Source organism: Escherichia sp. HH26CH, from assembly GCF_009820205.1.
Classification (GTDB): Bacteria; Pseudomonadota; Gammaproteobacteria; order Enterobacterales; family Enterobacteriaceae; genus Escherichia; species Escherichia coli_F.
The window spans coordinates 1-720 of sequence record NZ_VNXM01000011.1; the positions used below are offsets into that span (position 1 = coordinate 1).

The following is a 720-nucleotide window of genomic DNA, read 5'->3' on the forward strand; positions in this document are numbered from 1 at the left end:
TGAACAGGAATACCATTTTCAAAATCACCGTATTGTTTTAAAAAATCGAGATGTGTTTCCCCAAAATCCTCTATATCCTCCCAGCCTTCTGCCCCAGAAATGACGGCGCAAATAGTCAACAGTAGAATATCCGATAATTTATATTCCACTTTCCAGGCTTGTCTGTAATCGGGGGTAACAGAAATATGTTCCATCAATTTTTTAAGTTCCATTTTGTTCTCCTTATTTATGTAAGGAGTATTTGATCATGTATAAGCAATGAAAAACAGCTTTAGGTAATAAGGAATATCTCAATAATTGAACATAAAATGCGAATTATTTAGTGCAAAAAAGCAGCGTTAAGTGAGTAGGCCACCGGAACCTCCCCGACAGCCTCTCGCAGAACCGTACGTGAAACTCTCGCTTCATACGGCTCCCGTCAGGCAAACGCGCTTCCTGGTCCTTCTTTCCAGTGGGCAAACAACTCCGGCTTCTCTTTTGACAGCCTTTCCATTAGCTGACACGCCTTCGTCTTTCTATACCGCAGGGTTTTATATTTCTTTCTCGCCCACGCAATCAGCGTCAGATTAATATATCTGCATACTTTCTTCATCGCTGATTTGTGGTATCTCGCGTAATAATTCAGCCACCCCGATATTATCGGATTCAGCCACCCCGATATTATCGGATTCAGCCACTTCGCAATATCTTCGAGACTCATCTCCACCCTGCGTCTGATCC

The 720-nt window shown here is 42.5% G+C and carries 2 protein-coding genes; both read right to left on the minus strand.

The window, feature by feature from the left end; translation table 11 throughout:
• Positions 1–212: transposase family protein (locus tag FQ015_RS01950; RefSeq protein WP_160523635.1), on the minus strand; the 212-nt coding region annotated here is incomplete at its 3' end.
• A gap of 206 nt (positions 213–418) precedes the next feature.
• Positions 419–700, minus strand: a complete 282-nt coding sequence (locus FQ015_RS24485; RefSeq protein WP_272916456.1) for a group II intron maturase-specific domain-containing protein — start codon at positions 698–700, stop codon at positions 419–421.
• Positions 701–720 lie beyond the last annotated feature (20 nt).